The organism is Plantactinospora sp. CA-294935 (genome assembly GCF_050936445.1).
Lineage (GTDB): Bacteria > Actinomycetota > Actinomycetes > Mycobacteriales > Micromonosporaceae > Plantactinospora.
Genome location: NZ_JBNJMU010000002.1, coordinates 1 through 15,617, shown reverse-complemented (window position 1 = coordinate 15,617; position 15,617 = coordinate 1). Strand labels below are relative to the sequence as shown.

Genomic DNA, 15,617 nt, shown 5'->3' with positions numbered 1-15,617 from the left:
CGTGCGCCGCATCCTGGTCGTCGGCCGGAATCCGTTCGAGGCGGCCGTCCTCGCCGCGTCGGCGGTCGCCGGAGCGTCCCTGATCGCCGCCGGCCAGCGGCCCCGGTCGGTGGCCGAGGCAATGCCGCCGCTGCTCCAGGACACCTGGGAGATCGCCCTCGTCCTGGCCGGAGTGGTCGGCCTGGTCGGCATCTACTGGCCGGGGCCGCCGCTGGTCGGGGTGGGTTCGGAGTTGAGCGCGCTGGTGGTGCTCGGGACGGCGACGACGATGTACGCCATCGCACTGTTCGCCATCTCCGGCTGGCAGGCGCTGGCGGCCGGGGCATTCATCACGGCGATCGGGGTGGCGTCCTGGTGGCGGACCGCGCTGATCGTCCGCGACCTGCGCAGACTCGCCCGGCACCATGACGCGACGGAGGGGTCATGAGCGCGGCGTCTCCGGCGTGGTTGCAGATCCTGTTGTCTGCCCTCGGCATGCTCGGCGGCACGGGTGGGGTGGTCGCCGCGGCAATGGTGCTGGTGCAGCGGCGCAAGCTGAAGGCGGACACCGCCGATGTGCTGACGGACACCGCGCTGACGCTGGTCAAGCCGCTGCGGGAAAGGGTCGCCGAGCTGGAGACCGAGGCTGACGACGCCCGACGAAAGGTGGCTGCGACGAACGGCGAGCTGGACCGGCTGAAGGATTCGGTGCGGGACCTGACCAGGATGCTGCTCAGGCTCCGTACGGAGATCCTGTCTCCGGACGCTGACCTGGCTCGGCTGCGGGATCTGGTGCGTTCGGCGCCTGGGGACCTGAACCGTCGGGGCTAGGCCGCCGCCTCAGTGGTGAACTCGCCGTGTTCGGTGGGCGCCTTGGCCGGGTCGTTGACCAGCACCACCCAGATGCCGGAGCCGTCCATCCGCTGCTCCAGCCGCACCATCGCCAGCAGCCTGCCGTCGGGCGAGTACAGCCGTGCGGCCTCTCTGAGCTGCGGGATCCCTGGCACGCCCGACACCGTACCGAAGGAGCTTGACGTGCTCGTCAACTTGACCCCGCATCCGATCCGTATTTACGGCTGGGACGTGCCCGACCGGTTCAACCTTGGCGACCACGAGCCGCAGATGGTGATCGAGCCATCCGGCACCGTGGCCCGCATTGGAGAGATCGAACTCGGCACCCAGTATCTCCAGGACTGCCCGACGTCGGTGGAGTTCGTCGAGTATCGCCACGCGAACGGGTTGCCACCCCGGCCGGAGAAGGGGTCCCCGGAGTGGGAGAACCCGACGACCTGGTACGTGGTGTCGCTGGCCCTGGCGCTCGCTCAGGCCGGCCACCGTACCGATCTGCTGGCCCCATTTCGCGAGGTCCGTGACCTGTCCGGCACGGTCATCGGCTGCCGGTCCCTAGCGCACCCGGTCTGAACAGCCGACCCCGGGGGCCCGGGGTCGGTCCACCGATCAAGGAGATCACCATGAAGCTATGGGGTCGCGAGCCGGCGCTGGTCATCGGCGCCATCGGCGCGCTGCTCACCGTCCTGGCCTCGCTGAACATGCCCGGCATCGACGCCGGAGCCGCGGCAGCCATCACCGCGTTCGCGTCGGCGGTCATCATCGCCTTCACCACCCGGCCCATCGCTCCGGCGCTGTTCACCGGCGTGGTCGCGGCGGGTGCGGCGCTGATCGCCGAGTACGGGTACAACGTCTCCGACGGCACGGTGGCCGCGATCTCCGGAGCGGTGCTGGCCGGGTTCGCCCTGTTCGGCATCCGCCCGCAGGTGGTGCCGGCCGCCGAGGTGGGCCGGCCCGCCGGGACGATGCCGCGCCTGCGGTAGCCCTAACCTGTCTCCAACGCGGCGCGCCCGCTACCTGGCTTCGGCCGGGCGGCGGGCGCGCTTCTCTGTGTCTGGGGTCAGATCACGACCATCAGCCAGCAGGCGCCGACGATCGCGAGGACGGCGACCGCCCAGGTCAGCACGGTCCGGGTCGACGTCACCCGCTCGGCCTGCACGCCACCTCGGACGATCGTGAGACGCACCGCCAGCCAACCGCGGTGCATGGTCGCTCCAGTGCCAGGCGTCACCCAGTCGATCGTCCATCCCTCGGCGTGAGCCTGCGCCAGGACCTGGTCGAGAGTGCCGGGGATCCGTACTGCCCGCTGCCCGCCACCGCCGAGGTTGCCGGAGACGCTGAACGGGCCCACGTTCATGCCGGCGCTGATCCGGCCCTTGTCGCTGACGTTTACCCGGAACGGGCCGGGGAGCCGGAAGCCGAAGTTCATGGCTGGTCACCGTACCGACCGTGCACAAGTGATCACGATCCCCCGAGTAGGCCGCGCCTACCCCCGGACGGTTGCGTCAGCCAATCGGATCGCGGCGAAGCTCCCACCACTCGTGCGGCTCACTCGCAGCGGTGGACACGCCTGACACACCCGCTCGGTACCAGCCGTCCGCCTCATGCAGGCCGATCGGCTGACTGAACAGGTAGGTCACCGCCGGCAGCCTGGTGGGCGCGGACGGTACGGTGCCGCTCGCGGTACGCCACCTCGTACAAGCCCTGGCCTCGGTAGCCTGCTCGCTCGTAGTTGCACAGGGCCCTGAGTGCCCCGCCCTCGACCCGGGCCGCGCACCACGCCGCCGGCACCCCGTCAACCAGCGCGACGCTCCACCAGGTGCCGGGTACGTCCAGCTCGTCGGGCCGACTCTCGGCGTCGTCCCACATCCCGGCCACCAGCGTGGTGTCGGACCGGATCTGGTCGAGCAGTTCGGCGTACTCCGGCTGGCCGTGGGTCAGGGTGGTCACGCGGTGGCGCATCACCGTTCACCCAGGGCCTTGAGCAGGCTCATCCGGTCGATACCGGCTCGTTGAGCCGCGACCGCCTTGTAGCGCACCGGGTTGTCGCGGACCAGCATGACCGCCATCCACGTTGCCGCCGCGAACGCCCTTTGCTCTCGCAGCCGCGCCGAGGACAGTTCGTGGGCGGCATCCTCGGGCGTGGTCTCGCCGAGCAGGTACTGGACGACGGCGGACAGGGCCGCGTCGCGCTCCGGCTGCTCGTCGGGGTCGGGGTACCGCTCAGCGATGGCGCGGGCCTCGGCGGTGACGCGCTCGATCTGCTCGGGGGTGAGTTCGTCGGCGGCCGGGCCGAGCCAGGCCATCAGGTCGTCGCTGGGCTTCATGGTCAGTCCTCGTCGTCGAAGTCGGGGGCGTCGTCGCAGCAGCCGTGCAGGCAGTCGAGGGTCTCGCCGCCGACGGAGCGGGCGAAGCGGTCACCCTCGGGGGTGCGGTGCGCCTCGGGAGCGTGGTAGACGGTGATCTCGCTGGCGGCCTGCCGGTAGAGCGCGCTGGCGTAGCCGTTGCCCTGGTGCTCGGCGGGCGTTTCGACCTGCATGATCTCGCCGGTCTCGATCGTGACCCACAACTCCGAGACGGTCTCGCCGTCAACCACCAGGGTCCAGCGGTGGGCCGGCTCGTCCTGGTCGCTGTACCGGGCGATGTCCCGGATGATCTGACGCTCGCTCATGTAGACCAGTCTACAGATGATGTGTAGTTCTGTCTACACAGACACGGCCCCGCCCGGATGGACGGAGCCGTGTCGTGCTGTCGGTGGCCTGCTGGTCGCGTCGCCCCACCGCCCGTAGGTGTGGCCGGCGCCGGTCGGAGTGGCCTCGCCGACGTACGGAGCGTGCCGGCGGACGGTGCGGGCGGGCAACGGGCGCGTTCGGCGTCTGTGGATAACCGGGGCGGCTGTGGATATCGGCCTGATCATGCCGGGGTGTGGTAAGCGAAGCGGCCCCGGCCATCCCGTGAGGGACGACCGGGGCCGCCGCTTGTTGTCCGGGGTCAGTTGTCCGCGTGCAGCCGGATCTGCTCCGGCGACCACTCGCTGATCCGCTCGTCGTCCTCGGCGAGGGTCGGGGCCGTCATGTACTCCGTGTCCTCGTCGCGGTAGGTGACGGCGACGAGGTACTCCATGCCGGTCGGCGTGATGACCGGCGCGTTGCGGAGAACGTGGCTGGTGGTGATGGTCATGTTCGGATGCTCCATTCGGTCGGGCTGAGGAAAGCGGATTCCAGGGAGAAGAGGAGGGCCGGTCTCCCGGCCCCGTCCCCTCGATCAGTCCAGTCCCCAGCCCTCGCGGCTACCGCCCTGCTCCCGCCAGCCCGCCTCCCGCCAGGCGCGGTCCCGGTCGGCGGCGTTGCGCTGGATCTGCTCCCGGTGGGCCTGTCGCTCGGCCACGGTCGGGGAGGTCCGGCGGGGGTCGTCTCCGGGGGTGTGGCTCGTCTTGTTCGGCATCTTGTTCTCCCCTTCACTTCCGCTTAGCGCTTCGCGGTAGCGCTTCTAGGAACTACTGTACACACCGCCCTAGCGAAGCGCAACGCCGAAGCGCTATGGTTTTCACATGACCCGAGACCTACGCCAGGAACTCGCCGCCAACCGCGAGGTCCGCACCAAGTTGACCGCCGAACTGGACGGGGCTGAACAGGAAGAACGCGCCCTCGTCGCCGACGCCTGGCGCGCCCACATCCCGCCCGGAGAGATCATCGTGTTAACCGGACGGTCCCCGGCGCACGTCAGGAAACTCCGTCCCACCGACGTTCCTCCGGCACGGACCGGTGGCGGGGCGGCGAAGACTAAGAGCGCCTGACGCCAACGGCGCCCGGGATCACAGATCACCGAGCGCCGCCAGAGCGAGGGGCTGGGTGGGTGTGAGGGCGACGGGGGTACCAGCCTGCCGACCTCACACCCGAGCCAGTCAATCCCGCCAAGGAGAGACCGGCAGGGCCAAATCTAGGATGCCCAGGTATACCAGGTCAACCGGTGATTGCTGGGTATGACCAGGGATGTTTGACCGGCGCGGGCCGGCGTGGTGGGGTTGCCCTATCCCGCCAAGGAGAGATCAACCGTGCCCGCCTACAGCAAGACCCAGAAGCTCATCGAGGACCTGACCCGCCGGATCGAATCCGGTGAGTTCCCACCCGGCGCCAAGCTGCCGTCGCGGACGGAGCTGTGCGCGCAGTACGAGGTCAGCTCGCAGACTGTCCGGATCGCCGTCGAGCGACTCAAGGCCGCCGGCATCATCGAGTCGGTGCCCGGCGGCGGGTACTACGTGAAGCGGCCCAGCACCCCGTGACGTCGGGTGCTGGGCCGCTCTCTGTTGTCCGGGGGTCAGCGCCGTTCGGCAATGTCCTTGAGCCAGTCGCTGATGTAGTACAGGTGGGTGCCAGCGGTTCCGTTGTCCCTGTCTCGCAGACCCGACGCCACTGCGTCCACGGAGTCACGCAGCCTACCAAGTTCCTCGGCGACGGCGATGATCGCGTGGACCTGAGCGAGGCCGACCAGCTTGGATATCTCGCTGTAGTTCGCGCTGGGCTCGGTGGACGCGTCCTCTACGCTGTCGATCAATAGGAGCACTTGATCGATGCGACTGAGCTTTCGTGCCATGGGCCTCTCCTTGGTCGGGGGTCCCATGCTCCCGCGCGACGCTCTGACAGGTCACCGACACGTCGAGTAGCGGACCGAGTGGCAGGAACATCGACGATCTCAGATAAAATGCCCCGCCCTGGGTGATCTGGGGCGGGGCATCGTTGTGTTTCGGGTCAGAGAATCCGGCCTCGATGCTGCCAAGCCAACTCGACACACCCGGCGCCGGCCGGCGCCAGTCGCCCGCTGGCCAACAACTCGGCGATGCCTGCCTCGGTGAATGGCGCCCGGGTGTTGACGATCGATCCCTCGTCGTTGCGCTCCACAAAGTCTCGGGCGAAATCATCGAACAGGGCAGCGTCGAACACCGCCACCGTCAGCAGCTCGCCGACCAGGGTCAAGGCGTCCAGCGCGACGCCGAGGACGTAGATCCGCACCTGACCGTCCCGGCGGGCCTGATCGAGGCCGGCGAACGGCTCGTCGTCGTACTGGACCGGCTGCCCGTCGCCGTCGTGCTCAGGATTTCCGAGCAGTTCCTCGCTGTACTCCCGCATGACGTTGCGCCACAGGTCGAAGTCGGCCTCACGCGCGGCCGGCATCACACTCGACGGCTGGAAGATGCCCGACGGGATGACCTGGAGCATGCCGCCGGCCGCTGCCACCGAGCGGGAGTCGCGGCGGTGAAGCAGGAAGTCTGCACCGTCGGCGCCGTTGCGGATGGTCAGGGTCGAGATTGCGCACATCACCGGCCGGCGAGCCAGGTTGAACGGGTCACCGATGGCCTTGCGCAGCGGCAGGTCCCGCATGGTCGGCGAGCGCCGGTGGGGCGTCCCGTCTTCGTCGAGGGCGACGTAGGCCAACTCGTGAGCGGTCGCCTCGAAGACGTCGACCGCCGCGAAGTACGTGGTGTCGGCGAACGCCATCCGGCCGCCGTCGGCCCAGTTCATCCCGGCGATCCGCCAGGCCAGTCGGTTCTCGAACAGCCTCGGGTGGGCTAGGTCCCGGACGGCGTGTGTGTAGCGGGGGTACCGCCGAACCAGGGTCTGCCGAGGGCGGACGTGCCCGGTCACCGGCTCGGTGCCGTCCAGTTCCGGATCCGGCGCGTCCGGTCGGTGCTGGAGCTGCACGGACGTCATGTCGATCAACTCGGCAGGCAGCCAGGTCGGGTGGGTGATCAGGCCAGTGGCGCCCAGCCGGTACGACGGTTCGTACAAGCCGGCGGCAACCTGGGCGAGGGCGTGCCGCTGGGTATTCAACGCCCGTCGGGTGCGACACCACTCCTGCTGGCTGACCTCCACCCTCGGGTCAATCTCTTCGTCTACGAACGCAGCCATGAAGTCCCCCACCGACTGAACCTGCTGGTCAAGCTTCAACTCCTCAACGGACACGCCGAACACCTGAGCGAGCAGGCGCCGGTAGATCGGCAGCGGGATGACCTTGCCGCGTTCCCACCGGCTGACCATGTCGGCCGTGGCCGCCGCCGCGTGGTGGCCCTGGTCGGCGGCGGCCCGGTTGACGCGTTCGGCGACGTCGCGCTGGGACAGGCCGGCGCGGTCGCGTAGCTGCCTCAGGTCGTTGGGTGGCGTACCTCTGGTCACGGCATCCTCCGCCGGGGTAGGCACGTTGCTGCATCTGGTAGTCATGCTGCCGGCAGGTACGAGGCCTGCCTAGTCAGCGCGCGTGGCTGCTGACCTGGTGCTGTTCCGGGCGAGCGCCGCGCTGGCGAGGGTGGCTGCATGTTCCCCTTGGCGCGTTCATTCGCTCACCTGCACGCCAGCGGATCGACATATCTGTCGAACCCGCTCGCGGGTGTACGCGTTCTCAATGCGGATCAGGATGTCGCGTTGGCGAACGCCTTCGCGAGCAGCTTGGACGATGGCGTCGGCCAAGGGCGCTCTGGCTGTAGCCACACCTTCGCTTGCGGCGGCGCGCTTCTGTCGAGCTGCCTCTACCTCGGCCTTAGCTGTCGCTTCGGCTGCAAGAGCCTCCCGATAGGCGCGGGCGGCCTCACGAAGTGGGTCGGTCATGCGCGCCATCATCTCACGTTCTTGTTGGCCAACGACACTGCTCCGTTACGCCAACTGGCACTAGCCCGTTATGCCAAACGCTGCTACGGTGTTTGTAAGCAGAGCGGCCCCCGGGCGGTGCGCCAACACCATCCGGAGGCCTTGACCTCCAACCCTCCTCCGAAGGGGTAGAGACCCATGCCGAATCCTGCCATGCCCGAAACCGGGATCGCCCCCGACCAGCACATCGTCGAGTTGCCGGGCTGCGGGGAGCCGGCCTCGGTCCGCATCGACGTGCACGAGCGCGACGAGCGGCAGCCGAAGCTGATCAAGTCGGTGTACGTCTGCAAGGGCTTCGAGGGCCCCGCGCTCGACGCGATCCGGGTGGCCGGGCTCCTCCCTCTCACCGGTCCGGCCAAAGGCTCGGCCGTCTGCGGCCAGTTCGTGGCCCGGGTCGTGGCGCAGTGCCCGGCGGTGACCCGATGAGCCGAAGGAACCAGCGCCACCTGTCCGTCGTCCCGGACCCCAAGGCCGTCGCCCAGATCATGGCCACGGTCCCGCAGATCACCCTGACCGCCGACGAGGCGTACGAGCTGGGGGAGCGGGCCGTCCGGCTGATCGAGACGGCCGACCCGTCGTGGACGCTGAAGCAGCTCCTCGTCGAGCTGGAGATCGAGCTGTTCGTGCCGGGCTACCTGATCGCCCCGGCCCTGGTCACCTTCCTGCGGGCGCAGCAGACCCGGACGGCGGTCGCGTGATGGGCCTGATCCCCCGGGACTTCGTCTCCCGCCTCGTCTACAAGGTCGTCGCCGTGGCCACTGCCGGCGCCGTCTACGCCGCGCTGGTCAACTTCGGCGCCATCACCCAGGGAGCCATCGCATGAACGTCGCCCGTCTGGCCAGCCACGTCGCCCTCGCGACCGCCGGCTCCACCGTGTGGCTGCTCGGCATCAACATGCCGGCCGCACAGCCGACCCCGATCCTGTACGCGCTGGCGATCGTGCCGTGGCTGGTCGCCACCCTGTCCTTCGCCCTCGCCCACCACGTGGACGCGCTGGAGGACCGCCGCCGGCCGCCGTCGTTCTCGCCCCGGGCCGCCGACGCCATCGACACGCCGAAGCGCCGTGAGCTGGTGCGGTGATGAACCTGCTCCGCGTCGTCGCCGACGACCTCCGGCACGCCCGGCAGGTCTGGGACGGCTACGGCCACCTGATCCGCCGGTACGCCGAGTACCGCGACACGCATTCCGACCTCATCGCCGGGCTGCGGGCTGACCGGATCGCCGACGAGACCGACCTGCTCCTCTGGCATCTCGACCGCTCCCGGCTCGCCCGGGTGTGCGCCCGTCACTCCGTCACTCGGCTGAGGGAGACGTCTGCGTACTGGCGCTTCCAGGCCCGTCGCTGGTACGCGTGCGCCGGCCAAGAGGAGGGGCCGTGAACCTACTCCGCCGCAAGACCGATCCGGTGCGCGCCGCCGCGCAGGCCGAGGCCCGGGTAGCCGAGGTCCGCGCCGAGATCGAACGCACCCGCCTCACCAACCAGCTCGACCGGGAACGGGCTGACGCCCAACGGCAGGCGGCCGAGGAGGCGAGCCGGCGCGATCGCCGCGCCCAGGTCGCCCGCCGCCGGCACCGCCGAATGGTCCGCACCGCCGCGCTGGCCCGGATCCGGCCGGTTCTTCCGTTGCTGCTCATCAACGGCGGCGCCGCGTACGCGCAGGCCGGCTTCGCCTACGACGACGTCGCCCCCAACGTCTGGAACGTGCCGTCGAAGCTGGCGTTCGCGCTGGCGTTCTCGGCCGCTCTGGAGTCGGTCGCAGTGTACGTGCAGTGGCACGCGCACGACGCTCTCCTGCTCAAGGCGTACGGCACCGCCGCCCGGCTCCGGCGTTCCGCCTGGCTCATCGCCGCCGTGGTCGGCGCCATCAACTACGCGCACTTCGCCGACGGGCTCAAGCCGACGCCGGCCGCGATCGCGTTCGGAATGCTGAGCCTGCTGTCCCCGTGGCTGTGGGGCCTGCACACCCGGCGCGTCCAGCACGTGCAGCTCCTCGCCGAGGATTCCAACCTGATCGACGACGCCGGTTCCGAGTTCAGCACGGCACGGCGGCGGGCGTTCCCGTGGCGGACGTGGCAGGCGCGGCGCTGGTCGATCGACCACGGAGTGCGCGACCCGCGTGAGGCGTGGCGTGGCTACAACGCCGAGCGGATCGCGCGGAAGGCAGAGAAGACGGCTCGCAAGGCGGCTGTCGAAGCTGCCGAGGAGATGCGCCCGGCGCCTATCCAGGCAACCGTGAGCCGGCTCCCGGTGACCGAGCTGGACCGGGTCTGGTCGGCCATCACGAACACCGCGAGCCCGGCTCATGAGCCGGCTCAACCAGCACTCCCGGCGCCGGCTCGTGAGCCGGCTCGCAACTCGACCAACGGCGCTCGGGTGGTCGCGGCCAAGAGCCGACTTACGAGTCGGCGCGGGAAGCGAACGACGGTCTCGGTTGAGCCGGCTGATGCCCGACTCGCCGCCGCCTACCCGCGCCTGCGTGACTTGCTGGGCCGCGAGCCGTCGGGCGCTGAGTTGGCCGCCGAGGCGAAGGTCTCGAAGGCCACCGCGAACAAGTGGAAAAACAGCCAGTCGCGAGAGGACGTGACCTCATGAGCCGCCGCCAGATCCACCAGACCCGCCGCGACGCCGCCCGCGCCCGCCGTGACGCCGAGCAGCACCGCCGCCGGCAGCAGGACACCGGCTACTGGACCACCTTCCTGACCAGGACGGAGGCGTCGCGGTGAGTGTGCAGTGGTGGTCGTGGATCTTGGCCGCAATCGGTCTCCTGGGCTGGTGGCTGACCGGCCGCCGATCCTCCTGGGGGTGGGTGATTGGGCTCGCGGTGCAGGTGCTCTGGCTGGCATACGCGCTGGTCACCGAGCAGTGGGGGTTCATCCTCTCGGCGGTCGCCTACGGGGCCATGGCCGCGCACAACCTGCGGAAGTGGCGGGCGGAGGCCCGTGCCGAACTGGAGCCTCGGGCGAACTGACCAGTCCCGTCGCCGTCGACTCATCTCTCGACGGCGCGCGGAGGTGGCCAGACCGACTGGCGACCGGAGAGGAGACATCGATGGGACGCAAGGGCAACACCGCCGACCAGAAGGCGAACGCCGCCCGCAATGCCGAAATGGTCGAGGCTGCTGGTCGGCTGGCCGGTGGGCGGGGCATCCACGCCGCCTCCGCACACATCGGCGCCACGCAGGGCCACAAGGCCCGGATGGCGGCCCTCAAGGACGTCCTGCGACACCGCACCCACTGACCGCCCCCGTCGCTGCCGGCCCATTACCCGGCGGCGGTAGAGGTGGCCAGACCGTCTGGCGACCAGGAAGGAGCAACGTCATGGGCCTGTTCAAGCGAGCCGCCGACAAGATCGCACACGAGCGCGAGTCGATGCGGATGGGGCGTGAGCACCTGCGACAGGTCAAGGAGCAGTCGCCGGAGCTGTTCGTCAAGGGCTACTGGCGGATGACGCCGGAGCAGGCCCGCGCCGAGGTTCGGCGTCAGCAGCGAAAGTCCTGACCGTCTGACCAGCACAAACACGGCCCAGCCGGCACCGACGACCGGCCGGGCCACCCGGCGAAGGAGAGCCACACCATGGCACCGGACCGCGACTTGGCACCCGTCACCGAACCCGACGAGGTCGCCCACCACTTCGACATCGAGCTGGACGAGCGGCCCGGACCAACCCCGCCCGTCTACGTCGACACCGCTGACGACCAGCAGAAACAGCTACCGATCATCCCGCCACAGTTCACCACCTGGGCCGGGACGAAGCGGTGGACCAAGGCCGTCAGCTACCGCACCGCGTACCGGGCCGGCGCGCACGCCATCCGGTCGCCGTGGTACCTCGTCGCCTCCGCCTGGTGGGCGGTCGTTGGCGCGTTTCTGCTGGTCGGTCGGCAGATCCGGTGGGCCTGGCACCCCGAGCTGACCCGGCAGATGCAGGACGCGGCCAACAAGGGCGACCTGCACCAGGGTCCGGCCATCGAGCGGCAGCTCGCCGCCCGGCGGAAGGCCCGTGGCACTGCCCTGGCCGCCGAACTCCTCGCGGTGCTGGTTGTCGGCCTACTGTTGTGGCTGGTCGCACCGCGGTGGGTGCTGATCCTGATCGCGCTGGTAGCGGTGCCCGTCCTCGCCCACTACGGCCGACCCAGCGACAAGCCGATCATCTCCGCCGCCGTGGTCGTGCCCCGGCACCGCCGGCTCAACCCCGACATCGTCGAGCACGCCTACTACCGCGCGGGGCTCGGCAAGGCGGACAAGCCCGACGAGCGAATCCACTTCGCGTCCCGGATGGCCGAGGACAACACCGGCTCCGGCGTGCAGGTGCTCGTTGACCTGCCGCACGGCGTCACGTTCTCCGACGCACTCAAGGCCCGGGAGAAGCTGGCCAGCGGCCTCGACGTCGCCACGTCGCAGGTGTACCTGACCATCGACAAGTCGTCGAACCGACGACACCTGCTGTGGGTCGCCTATGTCGACCCGCTGTCGATTCCCGCAGGTCGCACGCCACTTCTGGACTGCAAGCCGCGTGACATCTGGCGCGCCGTACCGCTCGGTGTCGACGAGCGCGGCCGGCGGGTCATGCTGCCACTGATGTTCACGTCGATCCTGGTCGGCGCGCAGCCGCGTAAGGGCAAGACCTTCACCGCCCGGATCATCGCCCTGTTCGCCGCTCTTGATCCGTACACGCGGCTGTCCGTGTTCGACGGCAAGGGCTCACCGGACTGGCGAAAGCTCGCCCTGGTCAGCTTCACGTACGGCTTCGGTCTGCTGCCCGACCGGGTGCAGGGTGATCCGATCGAGAACCTGCGGGCCACGCTCCGGGCGGCCAAGCAGGACGTGCTCAAGCGCAACGCCAAGCTGTCCGAGCTGCCCACGAACATCTGCCCGGAAGGCAAGCTGACCAGGGACATCGCTCGCGACCCCCGGTACAACATGCCCGTCTGGCTGATCATCCTCGACGAGTTCCAGGAGTTCCTCAACACTGGCGACACCGAGGTGGACGAGGAGATCGCCGAGCTGCTGGTCTTCCTGGTCAAGGTCGGTCCGTCCGTCGGCGTCATCCTGCTCAGCTCGACGCAGAAGCCGTCCGGGATTGGCTCCAGCGGGAAGACCGCGAAGAGGTTCACCGACTACCGGGACAACCACCTGACCAGGTTCGCCCTCAAGACCGGATCGTGGCAGGTCAGCGACTCGGTGCTGGGCTCCGGCGCCTACTCCGAGGGCTACGACTCATCCGCGCTGCCGGTCGGCGACGAGTACCGCGGTGTCGGCATCCTGTACGACGCGCCGGTACCGAACGCCACGGTCCGCACCTACTTCGGTGACGGCGGCGACGCCGAGAAGATCCTGACTGCGGCTCGGAAGTTCCGGGAGCGGGCCGGCACCCTCGACGGGATGGCGGCCGGCGACCAGGTCACCAAGCAGGCCCGCGACCCGCTGGCCGACGTCATCGACGCCTTCCGGTCCGAGGAGACCTTCCTGAGCTGGGAGACCCTGGCCGGCCGGCTCGCCGAGCAGATGCCGGAGCGGTATGCCGAGATCACCAAGGACTCGCTGTCGAAGACGATGGTCGGCCTCAAGCTCGGCATCGAGAGCAAGACCGGCGCCGAGAAGGGTGGCGGCGACGCCCGGCCGCGGGGCGCGTATTTGGCCAACCTGCGGCGTGCCCTGGAGTCCCGGAACAGCAAAGACGATCGATGAATCCGGTAGCGCGTCCTCTGCTACAGGTAGCGGGCGCGCTACCGCCTCCTGCTACGACTCACACCGCGCCTGACCTGCGGGAGCGGCAGGTCAGTAGCGCGTAGCACCGACTCCTCCCGAACCCCTGCAACCGCCCCTGGAGACCCCTGTGACCCTGTTCTACGTCGCTACCGCTACCGACCCGTCGGGCTTCGACGTCCTGCCGTGGCTGCTGGCCTTCCTCGTCCTCTGGGGCGTCGTCTACGTCGCCGAGTGCGCCTGGTGGCCGTACGCCCACTGCCGACGGTGCGAAGGCCGGGGGAGGTTCCGACGCGACGACGGCAAGGTGTGGCGCCGGTGCCGCCGGTGCAAAGGGTCGGGGGAGCGAATCCGGTTCGGTCGTCGGGTGTGGAACCAGATCCGCCGGCTGAACCGCGACGCGACGTGATAGGTGTCTCCTACCTGACACAGAACGTCCGCCCAGGGCAACGCCCCGTAATGATCGGGGTCATGGCAGAGATGGACTTCACTGACCGCGCGCTGCTCAAGCTCGCAGAGGCGAACAAGGCCGGCACGACACCCGAACGGGCCAACGCCCTACGGCTGGAGTCGATCACACTGGCTCTCCTGTCCGTTGCCGAACGGCTCAAAGCGACTGAGGACGAAGTTTCCAGGGTCAAGGACGCCCTGTGGGACCCGTACGGATTCAGCACCGGGTACCACATCGGGCAGATCAGCCGCCGGCTGCGAGACGAGCAGTCTGACTGACCCCCGAACGCCCGACACGCGACGGCCGACGGTAGATCACCCGAACGGGTGTACTAAGTCGACCCTAACCTAAACGATCATTCATGATCTATGCCGAGCCCTTGACCTGCGCGCTTTACCTCCCGGTAACCTGACCCGCCAGACAGAACGAAGAAGTTCCACGGCGGCCATGTGGGAGGCCAACGTGCGCATCCGTACAGCCCAGACACTGCGGCGCCTCGCGCTGGTGGCCGGGCTGTGCGCCGGGGCTTGGCTGGCCGCCGAGGGGCTCGACCACGGCACCGCCCGCGCCGACGAGGTGCCCATCCGGACCGAGCAGCCGGGGGGTCTGCTCGACATCCTCGACGACGTACTACCCGAACCGCCGGCCCGACCGACGCCACGCTCCGACCCGGACCCGCAGCCCGAGCCGGAGCCCGAGCAGACGGAAGAGCCGGACCGTCCACGTGGACCGATCGAGGACATCCTCGACGACGTGGGCGAGGTGGTCACCCCGGATCCGGCGGACGGCGACGACGGCCGCCCGCAGCACCCCGTCGACACCCCGCCGGGTCCGGGGCCCGCTCCCACCCAGCCGCCGGCCATCGAGCTACCGGTCGACCCGGGCCCGCAGCCGACGTCACCGGTGCTCGACGTCATCCCGCCGGCCGGCGACAGTCTCGAGACCAACCATCCGCCGTTCGGCGGTCACCACGTCCCGGCTCCCTACGTGCCGGTCGACGACCCACAGACTGGGCCACGCTGGGGAGAGCCGGTCTGTGGCAGCCGGGAGGGCCGCGGTACGCCAGTCACCGACGGCCCTCCCGGCACCCGGGACCGGCTGACCTCCCCCCGTGGGTCGGCCGGTCCCGGGCCCCAGTTCGACGTGTGTGACCTCGCGGCCGGCGGGACCGGTGGGCAACCGCCGCTGCTGAAGCCACCGAGCAACGACCCGGCCCCCGGAGCGCCGCCCGGTGCCTACTGGCTGCCCCACCCGGACCGTGCCCCACCCGGACACGACCAGCACGACGACACCGCCCCGCCGAGCCGGCACATCGCCTGGCCGCCCGGACCTGGCTGACCCGACCCGGCCGCGACTCGCCACCGCGGCCCTCCGCACCGGCATGCCACAGCGTGGTGGCACCCGGTGGAGGTGTCAGCCAGCCGCACCTCCGATCTCGCACTCCCCTGAGAGATTCGGAGTCCGATCATGACCATCCCCAGTCGACAGAATCACCGCGCCACCCTGACCGTCCGTGACACCCTCATCCTCATCGCCTCCGCCGTACTCACCATCCGCGTGGCCCACTACGGCGGATTGATCACCCTGACCGCCGCCGCCGACCTCACCACGTTCATCGTCGGTCCTCCCGCGACGGCAGCCGCGATCCTGGCCTTCGACCGCCTGCGGATCCTGCGCCAACGAAACCGGGCGGACGCCGCCGAGCGCGAGTGTCAGGCCGCACAGGAGGAAGCGGCCAAGGCCACCGCCGAGGCCGACCTGCTGCGCCGTCACCGCGACCGGTTCGACCAGCGCCGCCAAGCCGAGATGCAGGCGGCCCGCGAGGCTGAGGAACGCTCCTGGTGGGAGGACGACGCCAGCCCCGACGACGACACGGTCGTGTTCGGCAGCGACGTCATCCCGCTGATCCTCCGCCGGCAACGCGAGAGCAAAGAGAGCGCCTGATCGCCCTCTCGTTCCCCGTCACCTCGCTGTGAGAGGAGTTACGCCACTGGCCC

31 protein-coding genes are annotated in these 15,617 nt (G+C 69.6%); 21 read left to right on the top strand and 10 right to left on the bottom strand.

The window, feature by feature from the left end; all coding sequences use genetic code 11:
• The first annotated feature begins 1 nt into the window (after nt 1).
• Entirely contained in the window at nt 2-427 is a 426-nt protein-coding gene (locus ACQEVC_RS45445; RefSeq protein ID WP_432872084.1) for a hypothetical protein, read from the top strand.
• Entirely contained in the window at nt 424-810 is a 387-nt protein-coding gene (locus tag ACQEVC_RS45440; RefSeq protein WP_432872082.1) for a hypothetical protein, read from the top strand. Before ACQEVC_RS45445 ends, ACQEVC_RS45440 begins: the two co-directional genes overlap by 4 nt.
• Here the strand turns inward: ACQEVC_RS45440 and ACQEVC_RS45435 are convergent.
• On the bottom strand, nt 807-986 hold the full coding sequence (locus tag ACQEVC_RS45435) for a hypothetical protein (protein WP_432872080.1): 180 nt from the start codon (nt 984-986) through the stop codon (nt 807-809). The genes ACQEVC_RS45440 and ACQEVC_RS45435 overlap by 4 nt on opposite strands.
• Before the next feature lie 28 nt (nt 987-1,014).
• Between ACQEVC_RS45435 and ACQEVC_RS45430 the strand changes: the two genes are divergently transcribed.
• Together ACQEVC_RS45430 and ACQEVC_RS45425 are read left to right on the top strand one after the other, a co-directional pair.
• Nucleotides 1,015-1,401 (top strand): hypothetical protein, encoded by a 387-nt coding sequence (locus ACQEVC_RS45430; RefSeq protein WP_432872078.1) that lies wholly within the window; start codon nt 1,015-1,017, stop codon nt 1,399-1,401.
• 50 nt (nt 1,402-1,451) lie between these two features.
• Complete coding sequence (locus tag ACQEVC_RS45425) at nt 1,452-1,811, top strand: hypothetical protein (RefSeq protein WP_432872076.1); 360 nt, start codon at nt 1,452-1,454, stop codon at nt 1,809-1,811.
• Nucleotides 1,812-1,888: 77 nt separating this feature from the next.
• Here ACQEVC_RS45425 and ACQEVC_RS45420 read toward each other — a convergent pair whose 3' ends face one another.
• From ACQEVC_RS45420 to ACQEVC_RS45395, 6 genes are all read right to left on the bottom strand, one after another.
• Entirely contained in the window at nt 1,889-2,257 is a 369-nt protein-coding gene (locus tag ACQEVC_RS45420) for a hypothetical protein (RefSeq protein WP_432890901.1), read from the bottom strand.
• A 173-nt stretch (nt 2,258-2,430) separates the two neighbouring features.
• Entirely contained in the window at nt 2,431-2,790 is a 360-nt protein-coding gene (locus ACQEVC_RS45415; protein WP_432890898.1) for a hypothetical protein, read from the bottom strand.
• On the bottom strand, nt 2,790-3,155 hold the full coding sequence (locus tag ACQEVC_RS45410; protein ID WP_432890896.1) for a hypothetical protein: 366 nt from the start codon (nt 3,153-3,155) through the stop codon (nt 2,790-2,792). The genes ACQEVC_RS45415 and ACQEVC_RS45410 overlap by 1 nt, the downstream gene beginning before the upstream one ends.
• A gap of 2 nt (nt 3,156-3,157) precedes the next feature.
• Entirely contained in the window at nt 3,158-3,499 is a 342-nt protein-coding gene (locus ACQEVC_RS45405) for a hypothetical protein (protein ID WP_432890894.1), read from the bottom strand.
• A 320-nt stretch (nt 3,500-3,819) separates the two neighbouring features.
• Nucleotides 3,820-4,008 carry a hypothetical protein gene (locus ACQEVC_RS45400; RefSeq protein WP_432890892.1) on the bottom strand — a complete coding sequence of 63 codons (189 nt, stop codon included), beginning with the start codon at nt 4,006-4,008 and terminating at the stop codon, nt 3,820-3,822.
• An 84-nt stretch (nt 4,009-4,092) separates the two neighbouring features.
• On the bottom strand, nt 4,093-4,272 hold the full coding sequence (locus ACQEVC_RS45395; protein ID WP_432890889.1) for a hypothetical protein: 180 nt from the start codon (nt 4,270-4,272) through the stop codon (nt 4,093-4,095).
• 106 nt (nt 4,273-4,378) lie between these two features.
• Here ACQEVC_RS45395 and ACQEVC_RS45390 point away from each other — a divergent pair, with 106 nt between their 5' ends.
• Together ACQEVC_RS45390 and ACQEVC_RS45385 are read left to right on the top strand one after the other, a co-directional pair.
• Nucleotides 4,379-4,624, top strand: coding sequence for a hypothetical protein (locus ACQEVC_RS45390; protein ID WP_432890886.1), 246 nt, complete (start codon nt 4,379-4,381; stop codon nt 4,622-4,624).
• Between the two features lie 258 nt (nt 4,625-4,882).
• On the top strand, nt 4,883-5,110 hold the full coding sequence (locus ACQEVC_RS45385; RefSeq protein WP_432890883.1) for a winged helix-turn-helix domain-containing protein: 228 nt from the start codon (nt 4,883-4,885) through the stop codon (nt 5,108-5,110).
• A gap of 35 nt (nt 5,111-5,145) precedes the next feature.
• Here ACQEVC_RS45385 and ACQEVC_RS45380 read toward each other — a convergent pair whose 3' ends face one another.
• The 3 genes from ACQEVC_RS45380 to ACQEVC_RS45370 form a co-directional block, all read right to left on the bottom strand.
• Nucleotides 5,146-5,421, bottom strand: a complete 276-nt coding sequence (locus ACQEVC_RS45380; protein ID WP_432890880.1) for a hypothetical protein — start codon at nt 5,419-5,421, stop codon at nt 5,146-5,148.
• A gap of 155 nt (nt 5,422-5,576) precedes the next feature.
• Entirely contained in the window at nt 5,577-6,998 is a 1,422-nt protein-coding gene (locus ACQEVC_RS45375; protein ID WP_432890878.1) for a helix-turn-helix domain-containing protein, read from the bottom strand.
• A 156-nt stretch (nt 6,999-7,154) separates the two neighbouring features.
• On the bottom strand, nt 7,155-7,427 hold the full coding sequence (locus ACQEVC_RS45370) for a hypothetical protein (RefSeq protein ID WP_432890875.1): 273 nt from the start codon (nt 7,425-7,427) through the stop codon (nt 7,155-7,157).
• Between the two features lie 192 nt (nt 7,428-7,619).
• Here ACQEVC_RS45370 and ACQEVC_RS45365 point away from each other — a divergent pair, with 192 nt between their 5' ends.
• The 15 genes from ACQEVC_RS45365 to ACQEVC_RS45295 all read left to right on the top strand — a co-directional run bounded on the left by ACQEVC_RS45365 (nt 7,620) and on the right by ACQEVC_RS45295 (nt 15,564).
• Nucleotides 7,620-7,892 (top strand): hypothetical protein, encoded by a 273-nt coding sequence (locus ACQEVC_RS45365; protein ID WP_432890872.1) that lies wholly within the window; start codon nt 7,620-7,622, stop codon nt 7,890-7,892.
• Complete coding sequence (locus ACQEVC_RS45360; RefSeq protein ID WP_432890870.1) at nt 7,889-8,164, top strand: hypothetical protein; 276 nt, start codon at nt 7,889-7,891, stop codon at nt 8,162-8,164. The genes ACQEVC_RS45365 and ACQEVC_RS45360 overlap by 4 nt, the downstream gene beginning before the upstream one ends.
• Nucleotides 8,164-8,289 (top strand): hypothetical protein, encoded by a 126-nt coding sequence (locus ACQEVC_RS45355; RefSeq protein WP_432890867.1) that lies wholly within the window; start codon nt 8,164-8,166, stop codon nt 8,287-8,289. The genes ACQEVC_RS45360 and ACQEVC_RS45355 overlap by 1 nt, the downstream gene beginning before the upstream one ends.
• The gene (locus ACQEVC_RS45350; protein WP_432890864.1) at nt 8,286-8,546 is read left to right on the top strand and encodes a hypothetical protein; all 261 of its coding nucleotides are present in this window, start codon (nt 8,286-8,288) and stop codon (nt 8,544-8,546) included. The genes ACQEVC_RS45355 and ACQEVC_RS45350 overlap by 4 nt, the downstream gene beginning before the upstream one ends.
• Nucleotides 8,546-8,845 carry a hypothetical protein gene (locus ACQEVC_RS45345; RefSeq protein ID WP_432890862.1) on the top strand — a complete coding sequence of 100 codons (300 nt, stop codon included), beginning with the start codon at nt 8,546-8,548 and terminating at the stop codon, nt 8,843-8,845. The genes ACQEVC_RS45350 and ACQEVC_RS45345 overlap by 1 nt, the downstream gene beginning before the upstream one ends.
• On the top strand, nt 8,842-10,059 hold the full coding sequence (locus tag ACQEVC_RS45340; protein ID WP_432890859.1) for a hypothetical protein: 1,218 nt from the start codon (nt 8,842-8,844) through the stop codon (nt 10,057-10,059). The genes ACQEVC_RS45345 and ACQEVC_RS45340 overlap by 4 nt, the downstream gene beginning before the upstream one ends.
• Complete coding sequence (locus ACQEVC_RS45335; protein ID WP_432890856.1) at nt 10,056-10,190, top strand: hypothetical protein; 135 nt, start codon at nt 10,056-10,058, stop codon at nt 10,188-10,190. Before ACQEVC_RS45340 ends, ACQEVC_RS45335 begins: the two co-directional genes overlap by 4 nt.
• An 83-nt stretch (nt 10,191-10,273) precedes the next feature.
• Complete coding sequence (locus tag ACQEVC_RS45330; RefSeq protein WP_432890853.1) at nt 10,274-10,435, top strand: hypothetical protein; 162 nt, start codon at nt 10,274-10,276, stop codon at nt 10,433-10,435.
• An 80-nt stretch (nt 10,436-10,515) separates the two neighbouring features.
• Nucleotides 10,516-10,704 (top strand): hypothetical protein, encoded by a 189-nt coding sequence (locus tag ACQEVC_RS45325; RefSeq protein WP_432890850.1) that lies wholly within the window; start codon nt 10,516-10,518, stop codon nt 10,702-10,704.
• 80 nt (nt 10,705-10,784) lie between these two features.
• Entirely contained in the window at nt 10,785-10,964 is a 180-nt protein-coding gene (locus ACQEVC_RS45320) for a hypothetical protein (RefSeq protein WP_432890847.1), read from the top strand.
• A 75-nt stretch (nt 10,965-11,039) separates the two neighbouring features.
• Nucleotides 11,040-13,151, top strand: coding sequence for a cell division protein FtsK (locus ACQEVC_RS45315; RefSeq protein WP_432890845.1), 2,112 nt, complete (start codon nt 11,040-11,042; stop codon nt 13,149-13,151).
• A gap of 148 nt (nt 13,152-13,299) precedes the next feature.
• Complete coding sequence (locus ACQEVC_RS45310; protein WP_432890842.1) at nt 13,300-13,578, top strand: hypothetical protein; 279 nt, start codon at nt 13,300-13,302, stop codon at nt 13,576-13,578.
• A gap of 62 nt (nt 13,579-13,640) precedes the next feature.
• Nucleotides 13,641-13,898 (top strand): hypothetical protein, encoded by a 258-nt coding sequence (locus ACQEVC_RS45305; protein ID WP_432890839.1) that lies wholly within the window; start codon nt 13,641-13,643, stop codon nt 13,896-13,898.
• 184 nt (nt 13,899-14,082) lie between these two features.
• Entirely contained in the window at nt 14,083-14,958 is an 876-nt protein-coding gene (locus ACQEVC_RS45300; protein ID WP_432890836.1) for a hypothetical protein, read from the top strand.
• 129 nt (nt 14,959-15,087) lie between these two features.
• Complete coding sequence (locus ACQEVC_RS45295; RefSeq protein ID WP_432890833.1) at nt 15,088-15,564, top strand: hypothetical protein; 477 nt, start codon at nt 15,088-15,090, stop codon at nt 15,562-15,564.
• Nucleotides 15,565-15,617 lie beyond the last annotated feature (53 nt).

What these genes read in the sequence shown, in the direction of transcription:
- ACQEVC_RS45390 (WP_432890886.1), top strand. Translation starts at nt 4,379, where the DNA reads ATGACCCGAGACCTACGCCAGGAACTCGCCGCCAACCGCGAGGTCCGC.
- ACQEVC_RS45370 (WP_432890875.1), bottom strand. Translation starts at nt 7,427, where the DNA reads ATGACCGACCCACTTCGTGAGGCCGCCCGCGCCTATCGGGAGGCTCTT.
- ACQEVC_RS45410 (WP_432890896.1), bottom strand. Translation starts at nt 3,155, where the DNA reads ATGAAGCCCAGCGACGACCTGATGGCCTGGCTCGGCCCGGCCGCCGAC.
- ACQEVC_RS45420 (WP_432890901.1), bottom strand. Translation starts at nt 2,257, where the DNA reads ATGAACTTCGGCTTCCGGCTCCCCGGCCCGTTCCGGGTAAACGTCAGC.
- ACQEVC_RS45405 (WP_432890894.1), bottom strand. Translation starts at nt 3,499, where the DNA reads ATGAGCGAGCGTCAGATCATCCGGGACATCGCCCGGTACAGCGACCAG.
- ACQEVC_RS45400 (WP_432890892.1), bottom strand. Translation starts at nt 4,008, where the DNA reads ATGACCATCACCACCAGCCACGTTCTCCGCAACGCGCCGGTCATCACG.
- ACQEVC_RS45395 (WP_432890889.1), bottom strand. Translation starts at nt 4,272, where the DNA reads ATGCCGAACAAGACGAGCCACACCCCCGGAGACGACCCCCGCCGGACC.
- ACQEVC_RS45320 (WP_432890847.1), top strand. Translation starts at nt 10,785, where the DNA reads ATGGGCCTGTTCAAGCGAGCCGCCGACAAGATCGCACACGAGCGCGAG.
- ACQEVC_RS45315 (WP_432890845.1), top strand. Translation starts at nt 11,040, where the DNA reads ATGGCACCGGACCGCGACTTGGCACCCGTCACCGAACCCGACGAGGTC.
- ACQEVC_RS45325 (WP_432890850.1), top strand. Translation starts at nt 10,516, where the DNA reads ATGGGACGCAAGGGCAACACCGCCGACCAGAAGGCGAACGCCGCCCGC.
- ACQEVC_RS45335 (WP_432890856.1), top strand. Translation starts at nt 10,056, where the DNA reads ATGAGCCGCCGCCAGATCCACCAGACCCGCCGCGACGCCGCCCGCGCC.
- ACQEVC_RS45350 (WP_432890864.1), top strand. Translation starts at nt 8,286, where the DNA reads ATGAACGTCGCCCGTCTGGCCAGCCACGTCGCCCTCGCGACCGCCGGC.
- ACQEVC_RS45425 (WP_432872076.1), top strand. Translation starts at nt 1,452, where the DNA reads ATGAAGCTATGGGGTCGCGAGCCGGCGCTGGTCATCGGCGCCATCGGC.
- ACQEVC_RS45355 (WP_432890867.1), top strand. Translation starts at nt 8,164, where the DNA reads ATGGGCCTGATCCCCCGGGACTTCGTCTCCCGCCTCGTCTACAAGGTC.
- ACQEVC_RS45365 (WP_432890872.1), top strand. Translation starts at nt 7,620, where the DNA reads ATGCCCGAAACCGGGATCGCCCCCGACCAGCACATCGTCGAGTTGCCG.
- ACQEVC_RS45345 (WP_432890862.1), top strand. Translation starts at nt 8,546, where the DNA reads ATGAACCTGCTCCGCGTCGTCGCCGACGACCTCCGGCACGCCCGGCAG.
- ACQEVC_RS45295 (WP_432890833.1), top strand. Translation starts at nt 15,088, where the DNA reads ATGACCATCCCCAGTCGACAGAATCACCGCGCCACCCTGACCGTCCGT.
- ACQEVC_RS45305 (WP_432890839.1), top strand. Translation starts at nt 13,641, where the DNA reads ATGGCAGAGATGGACTTCACTGACCGCGCGCTGCTCAAGCTCGCAGAG.
- ACQEVC_RS45440 (WP_432872082.1), top strand. Translation starts at nt 424, where the DNA reads ATGAGCGCGGCGTCTCCGGCGTGGTTGCAGATCCTGTTGTCTGCCCTC.
- ACQEVC_RS45360 (WP_432890870.1), top strand. Translation starts at nt 7,889, where the DNA reads ATGAGCCGAAGGAACCAGCGCCACCTGTCCGTCGTCCCGGACCCCAAG.
- ACQEVC_RS45380 (WP_432890880.1), bottom strand. Translation starts at nt 5,421, where the DNA reads ATGGCACGAAAGCTCAGTCGCATCGATCAAGTGCTCCTATTGATCGAC.
- ACQEVC_RS45415 (WP_432890898.1), bottom strand. Translation starts at nt 2,790, where the DNA reads ATGCGCCACCGCGTGACCACCCTGACCCACGGCCAGCCGGAGTACGCC.